This is a genomic window from Phycisphaerales bacterium (assembly GCA_029268515.1).
In the GTDB taxonomy this organism is placed as follows: domain Bacteria; phylum Planctomycetota; class Phycisphaerae; order Phycisphaerales; family SM1A02; genus JAQWNP01.
Genome location: JAQWNP010000018.1, coordinates 37925 through 43924 on the forward strand (window position 1 = coordinate 37925; position 6000 = coordinate 43924).

Here is a 6000-nt window from a genome sequence, read left to right on the forward strand (position 1 = left end):
CTGCTGTCTGTGCCGTATCCTATCGCACATGCATCACGATACGCTCATCATCGGCGCTGGCCCAATCGGCTTAGAAACAGCCATCGAATTCCAAAGGGCTCAACTCGACTATTACCACATTGACGCAGGCCCAATTGGCAGCACCATATTCACAGAATTTCCGCCCCAAACAACTTTTTTCAGCTCGAGCGAACGCATCGCTATTGCTGGCATGCCCCTACAAACACCGACCCAAGGCAAGGCCACACGTGAAGAATACTTGACCTATCTTCGTCAAGTCGCTGGCGCCTTTGACTTGAAGGTGCAGACGTACACGCGAGCCTCGGCCGCCCAATTCAAAGATCAGCTCTGGCACCTCACGCTCACCGACCAACACATGCGTCCCAAGAGCATGACCGCCAACCATATTGTGCTTGCCACTGGTGGCACGGCCTTTCCAAGAACACTTGATATCCCTGGAGAAACACTTAGCCATGTCACGCACGATCTTGGCGATCCCCATCGATTCTATGACCGCCGCGTACTGATTATTGGTGGGCGAAACTCAGCAGCCGAAGCAGCATTGCGATGCTACCGAGTCGGGGCGGACGTGACCATCAGCTATCGCGGCCCCGAGCTTGCCGAGCGTGTCAAGTATTGGCTACGCCCTGAACTCGACGCGCTGATGCGAAGCGGCGCCATCAAACATTTCTTCAACACAGAGCCAACAGCGATCACACCTGACCATGTCACACTCATGAGTACCAGTGATCAAAAGGAACACGATGTTCCAGCCGACGACGTGCTTCTGATGATCGGCTACAACTGCGACGGCGCCATGTTTGACATGTTTGGCATCAACACCGAAGAACCCTATCAAGCACCATGCTTTGACAGCAAGACCATGCTCACCAACGCCCCTGGCGTCTACGTGGCTGGAACCGCTACCGCCGGCACACAACATCGCTTCCGCGTGTACATCGAGAATTCGCATGTACACACACGGCGCATTACCCATCACCTGCGGGGGTTGCCGCCACCACCAGATCCAACGCTGCTCGAATTGCCCGAGAGCTAGACCGAAGCTGAGACCGCGGCCTCTAATTCTTCAAAGGGAACTGGCACGCGTGGATCATCAGTCACCCATGCAAACGAGATGGTGCCGTCTGACTCAACCACAAAAGCACTCCGCTTGGCGACGCCCTTGAGCCCCATCAAGTCTTCATGCAAAACGCCATAACTGGTCGCAACTTCTTTATTGAAATCTGCCAGCAGTTGATATGGAAGACCTTCAGTCTCTCGGAACTTCTTGGCGACAAAGGGGCTGTCAATACTGATGCCAAACACCTTGGTGCCAGATTCAAGCAAAGATGACCAATGATCGCGAACGTGACAGAACCCATCTGAGCATACGGGACTGAATGCAAATGGATAAAAGAGCAGCACGGTGCGGCCAGCATCAAATGCTGCACCAACATCAACCATTTCACCGGGACCTTCTGGAAGCTCGAAACGAGGGGCCTTATCACCGATCTGTAGCGACATATGTCTATCCTCTCTTGTATGTTGACTGAGCCCTGACACAATAACTCATGTCACATTGACACGCCACCGGCTCCTGCTTCTATCATGCGACCCTATCGCCTGGTGAATAAACATGAACATCACAATTATTGGCTCTGATGGCCAGATCGGCCGCCGACTCCTCACAAGCCTGGCACCACTGGGATCGATCACGGCGCTAACCCGCAGCCAACTGGATCTCTCTGATCTCAACGCCATCGAAAAGACGCTAGCGAATACCAAGCCAGACATCATCGTCAACGCTGCCGCTTATACAGATGTCGATGGCGCCGAAGACGACAGAGACACTGCAGCACGCATTAATGCCGAGGCCCCAAGCCAGATTGCCCTCGCTGCTGATTCATGTGGCGCCGTACTCGTCCACTACTCAACAGATTACGTCTTTGATGGAACCAGCCCAAGACCTTACCTTCCTGATGACGCTACAAATCCACTGAGTGTTTACGGAACAACCAAACGCGATGGCGAGCGGGCCATCCTCGCTATCGATGGTGCTAGCCAGCGATCACTTATTTTTCGTACCAGTTGGATTTATGACAATGTTGGCAGCAACTTTTTGCTAACCATGCAGCGACTGGCAAGCCGGCTTGATACCCTCCAGGTCGTCAATGATCAACACGGCGCCCCGACCTTTAGCAAAACGATCGCCGACGCAACCGCAGCGGCGCTGGCCCAAACAGTCAGTGGCGAGCACGGCGCACGTTGCCTGGGCGTCCCTGGCGGCATCTATCACTTGACCTGCACTGGTGAAACAACCTGGTTCGGTTTTGCTTCAGCCATTATTGACCATGGCCCCACCCAACCCACCATTGAACCAGTAACCTCAGACGCCTTTCCGCGACCCGCCCATCGCCCCAGCAACTCAAGGCTTGATCTCACTAAGACCATCGAGACCTTTGAGCTGAGCCTGCCGTCCTGGCAAGAGGCGATGACAGAGTGCCTTCAAGAAAGTTCAGACGAACTCAAACGGTGATTCTGAAATGGCGACCGATCAAGAACGCGAGCATGGCAAGTGCAGCAAAGTCGCGATCAAGCCCCACCAAGATAGATTGAGTGATGCGACATGCCCGCGTGTGTCAAGCACTGCGACGGTACGCCCCCGCACCACCACTCTTGCGACGATGTCATCAAGCCCAGGTCGCTGGAGCATTGGGGGAAGTGGCCCCGGCCGAAGCGGAAGAGATCGCTTCAGACGGCGCACAGCCCTCAATGAGCTGAACTCCGCGACAAGGCTCTGACCACCCTCATCACGGAGCGACAGCACGTGTCCATCGAATTCCAGATGGAGATCGGATTCAATCTGAAGGGACATCAATCACGCACCGTCGTGAGCACGGCTCCGGATCCGAAGTGTTCCATTGAGGCGCCAAGGTGCATGACGAGCATCAGTGCCAGTTCCGCTGGGAATCTCAACGGTCATCTCTTCAAACTGGTAAATAATTTCAGCCTGCTGTCCGGTCAAACGCTCATAGAGTCCGCTGGCCAAGTCAGGCCAGGTGTGGGTGTCTGTCGTAGTCATCAATAAGCTCCAATGTCTTAGGGAAAAAGAAAAGAGATCGTTTCTCGAGTAATCCCTTAGTGTAGACCTGCCGCGCATTTGTTTTTAGGAGTTTCAATAAATTCACTAAGAATTCACATCTTGAAGTGATGACCTCGGTCGCATCAGTCCTCTTCAAGAGGACCAAGTATTTGATCAAAGCTTCAGGAATTCCAAAGACAATCCATTGGCTAAACTCAATGGAAACAATTCCCGTTCACCATGATTGCGGATCCCCTCATCCACGGCGATGAATCTTAAAAGATGACAAGATTAACCAAAATCAAGCACCCCTCTTATGATCAAAGGCGCTGACATAGTGCTCGACGACTGGTCGTCCACCATCTGGCAGCCGCACACTGACCACATCAAAGCGAATGGCTTGGTCTGAACGTGCTAATCGAGCGATCAACTGCTGACCAGCACGCATTTGGCGAGCCTGTTTGGTCGAGGTCATTGAATCAAGTGGGTTGTGAGCTTCCCCAGATGCCCCTCGCGGCAACACACGGGTTTTCACCTCAACAATCACCAAAGCTTCACGGCGAGGTGCCCACATCAGTAAATCAATTTCATCAGCACCGAGCCGCATATTACGCGCGACAGTGCGATAGCCCCGTCGCTGCAACCAGCGCTGTGCCAACCGCTCGCCTTTTTTACCTGTACAGAGGTGATGCGGCGATTTAGAAAACGCCCGAGCCAGCCAGCGGGAAGGCGTCCATCGCTGCACAAGAATTACCCTTTGGGCACAAACCGAACCATCACGATGTCCATCACACGATTAGACATCTCCATCATGTCATCATAAATACCACGCTGCATGAGCTGATCGACATATCGCTTTTGCTCGCGCTGAAATGACCGAGCATGAAGCTCCTGTCGTAACTCGGTTTGCACTTCGGCAGTAAACAGGCTCTTTACATCAGCTTGCTCAAGCATAATCACATGAAGCCAGATGGTACGACTTCCCCGTACAAAGGGCCCCACTGAATCGCCCTGTTCTAAGCCAACGAGGTGCTGCTTAAATTCTGCTGCGATCTCAATATCACTAATGCCCTCAGGCCCCATCAGGAATGAATCCCAGCGGCCATCATTGCGCATCCCTTCAGCCTTGGCCACATCCATGAATGACTCACCTGAAACCAGACGCTTCTCAATTGACTCGATCCGCTCTTGATTCCCCTCAGTGGTGACCTGAATTCGCCCCAATACAACTTTGGGCTGAGGGTTGTATCGTTCATTTTTTCGCTTGTATTCGCGTTCAATATCGCGCCAGCTGACCACCACATGCGGGGATATTTTGGATCGCATCAAGTGCCCAATGAGCATCTTGTTCTTTTCAAGATCAACTTTCTCATCCAGCGTAAGTCCCTCTTCTTCTTGCATCCGCTGCTCAGCCTGCGTTCTCACGCCGCCACCTTGACCAACCAACTCCTCACGTAAATTGCGTAAGAATCCAAGCAGGCCAGTTTCCTGCTCTTTGGTCAGGCCGATCTGAGCTTCGGAAAGAAACAACTCATTGAGAATCACATCTTCCAGTCGTTTTTGAACAGTCTTAAACGCTTTGCTGCGAAAGGCCTCTAAGCTCAATCGGCGTGCTTCTGCCCAAAGTTCATCCGCAACAGGATCAAGCACTTCATTGGCAAAGATTGGCCGACCATTGACTTGGCCAATCATGCTATCAACAACAATACGTTCGCCGGTGCGACGCACAACGGTACCCGGCTTAGGCGGCCCTACCGTTTGCCCCAAGCGAGCCTCTTCCTTTTCTTTGTTGGCCGCACTGGCGATTTCTTCTGGAGATTCAGCGCCTGGGGCCAATACGGCATTCGCAATACGTTGTTCACCGCCAGCAGTCTGCTCAGCGCCCGCGACCGAAGATGCATCATCAGTATCACTGCTACTGGATGGATCTGGTTTGACGAAGTCTTTGAGTTGGACTTTGCTAGGCGACCCTCCTTCACTGGTCGAAGCACATCCGACCACCAATGCCGACAGTGAAAGAAGCCCTACCACCAAGATGGTCTTTTTTAGAAAAGTAAACATCGGCCTCATGCCTCAGGTCCTTTTGCTCTAGTTACCCATGAATTCCCACTGACTGATGGCCATCCTGCCTGCTATGGGTTCAATTCTCATTTGAGTCGGGCCGTAATTGCCCCGACCCAGGCCGTTGCATTGTACGATGGATTCTCGCATCAACCCAGATGCCTGCGCTCTTATGGCTTTTGACCACCTCTCAACCCTTATCTCGGACCACCGATCATGACTGACCAAGAAAATATCACACCAGGTAGCGATGAGCCCAAGATCCAGATCGACAGCGACTGGAAGGAAGAAGCCCAACGCGAAAAAGACCGACTCGCAGAAGAGGAAGCCACCCGAGTGGATGACCCCGCTGAGCAAAGAGGCATGCCAGAAGCGAGCTTCAAAACGCTCATGGGCATGCTTGCCTCACAAGCCATCATGGGCCTTGGGGCGATGGCTGACCCTGAAACCAAACGCGTCGTCATCGATCTTGAGGGTGCCAAATTCAATATCGACATGCTGGCAGTCGTCCAAGAGAAAACCAAGGGCAACCTCAGCCCTGAAGAAGAAACTGAGATGACCCAAGTGCTCTCCGAACTTCAATCTCGATTTGTGCAGATTGCCGAGCTGGTGGCACAACAAGCGGCCAGTGGCAATGCGCCTGCCGGACCGGGCGGCATGCCCCCAGGAGCTCCAGGAATCATCGAAGCGCCTTAAGAGCTATCTGGCGATAGCGCCCCTTGCCCTGCATAGCCAGAGACATCAAAGATCTCGCCGAGCAACTCTTGCACCTGAGGCACGTAGAGCACGACCAAGATGCCGATGCCAAAGAGAAGCACTGCAATAGCCAACACCATGTCGCTCATCAGCGCATCGAG

The 6000-nt window shown here is 53.1% G+C and carries 8 protein-coding genes; 3 read left to right on the forward strand and 5 right to left on the reverse strand.

Going from position 1 to position 6000, the window contains the following annotated elements:
* Positions 1–28: 28 nt before the first annotated feature.
* Entirely contained in the window at positions 29–1057 is a 1029-nt protein-coding gene (locus P8J86_12760) for an NAD(P)-binding domain-containing protein (GenBank protein ID MDG2055560.1), read from the forward strand.
* Here P8J86_12760 and P8J86_12765 read toward each other — a convergent pair.
* A complete protein-coding gene (locus P8J86_12765) occupies positions 1054–1524 on the reverse strand; it encodes a redoxin domain-containing protein (protein MDG2055561.1) in 471 nt (156 codons plus the stop codon). The two genes, P8J86_12760 and P8J86_12765, sit on opposite strands and share 4 nt — an antisense overlap.
* Before the next feature lie 112 nt (positions 1525–1636).
* On the opposite strand from P8J86_12765, the gene rfbD reads away from it, so the two are divergent.
* The gene (rfbD, locus tag P8J86_12770) at positions 1637–2536 is read left to right on the forward strand and encodes a dTDP-4-dehydrorhamnose reductase (GenBank protein MDG2055562.1); all 900 of its coding nucleotides are present in this window, start codon (positions 1637–1639) and stop codon (positions 2534–2536) included.
* An 18-nt stretch (positions 2537–2554) separates the two neighbouring features.
* Here rfbD and P8J86_12775 read toward each other — a convergent pair whose 3' ends face one another.
* From P8J86_12775 to P8J86_12790, 4 genes are all read right to left on the reverse strand, one after another.
* Positions 2555–2875: a hypothetical protein gene (locus P8J86_12775; protein ID MDG2055563.1), complete on the reverse strand. Its 321-nt coding sequence runs from the start codon at positions 2873–2875 to the stop codon at positions 2555–2557.
* A 3-nt stretch (positions 2876–2878) separates the two neighbouring features.
* Positions 2879–3082: a hypothetical protein gene (locus P8J86_12780; protein MDG2055564.1), complete on the reverse strand. Its 204-nt coding sequence runs from the start codon at positions 3080–3082 to the stop codon at positions 2879–2881.
* 301 nt (positions 3083–3383) lie between these two features.
* Positions 3384–3827, reverse strand: coding sequence for a YraN family protein (locus P8J86_12785; protein MDG2055565.1), 444 nt, complete (start codon positions 3825–3827; stop codon positions 3384–3386).
* Between the two features lie 5 nt (positions 3828–3832).
* Positions 3833–5152 (reverse strand): hypothetical protein, encoded by a 1320-nt coding sequence (locus tag P8J86_12790; GenBank protein ID MDG2055566.1) that lies wholly within the window; start codon positions 5150–5152, stop codon positions 3833–3835.
* 207 nt (positions 5153–5359) lie between these two features.
* Between P8J86_12790 and P8J86_12795 the strand changes: the two genes are divergently transcribed.
* Complete coding sequence (locus tag P8J86_12795) at positions 5360–5839, forward strand: DUF1844 domain-containing protein (protein MDG2055567.1); 480 nt, start codon at positions 5360–5362, stop codon at positions 5837–5839.
* Positions 5840–6000: the final 161 nt, after the last annotated feature.

What these genes read in the sequence shown, in the direction of transcription:
- P8J86_12760 (MDG2055560.1), top strand. Translation starts at nt 29, where the DNA reads ATGCATCACGATACGCTCATCATCGGCGCTGGCCCAATCGGCTTAGAA.
- P8J86_12765 (MDG2055561.1), bottom strand. Translation starts at nt 1,524, where the DNA reads ATGTCGCTACAGATCGGTGATAAGGCCCCTCGTTTCGAGCTTCCAGAA.
- rfbD (MDG2055562.1), top strand. Translation starts at nt 1,637, where the DNA reads ATGAACATCACAATTATTGGCTCTGATGGCCAGATCGGCCGCCGACTC.
- P8J86_12775 (MDG2055563.1), bottom strand. Translation starts at nt 2,875, where the DNA reads ATGTCCCTTCAGATTGAATCCGATCTCCATCTGGAATTCGATGGACAC.
- P8J86_12780 (MDG2055564.1), bottom strand. Translation starts at nt 3,082, where the DNA reads ATGACTACGACAGACACCCACACCTGGCCTGACTTGGCCAGCGGACTC.
- P8J86_12790 (MDG2055566.1), bottom strand. Translation starts at nt 5,152, where the DNA reads ATGAGGCCGATGTTTACTTTTCTAAAAAAGACCATCTTGGTGGTAGGG.
- P8J86_12795 (MDG2055567.1), top strand. Translation starts at nt 5,360, where the DNA reads ATGACTGACCAAGAAAATATCACACCAGGTAGCGATGAGCCCAAGATC.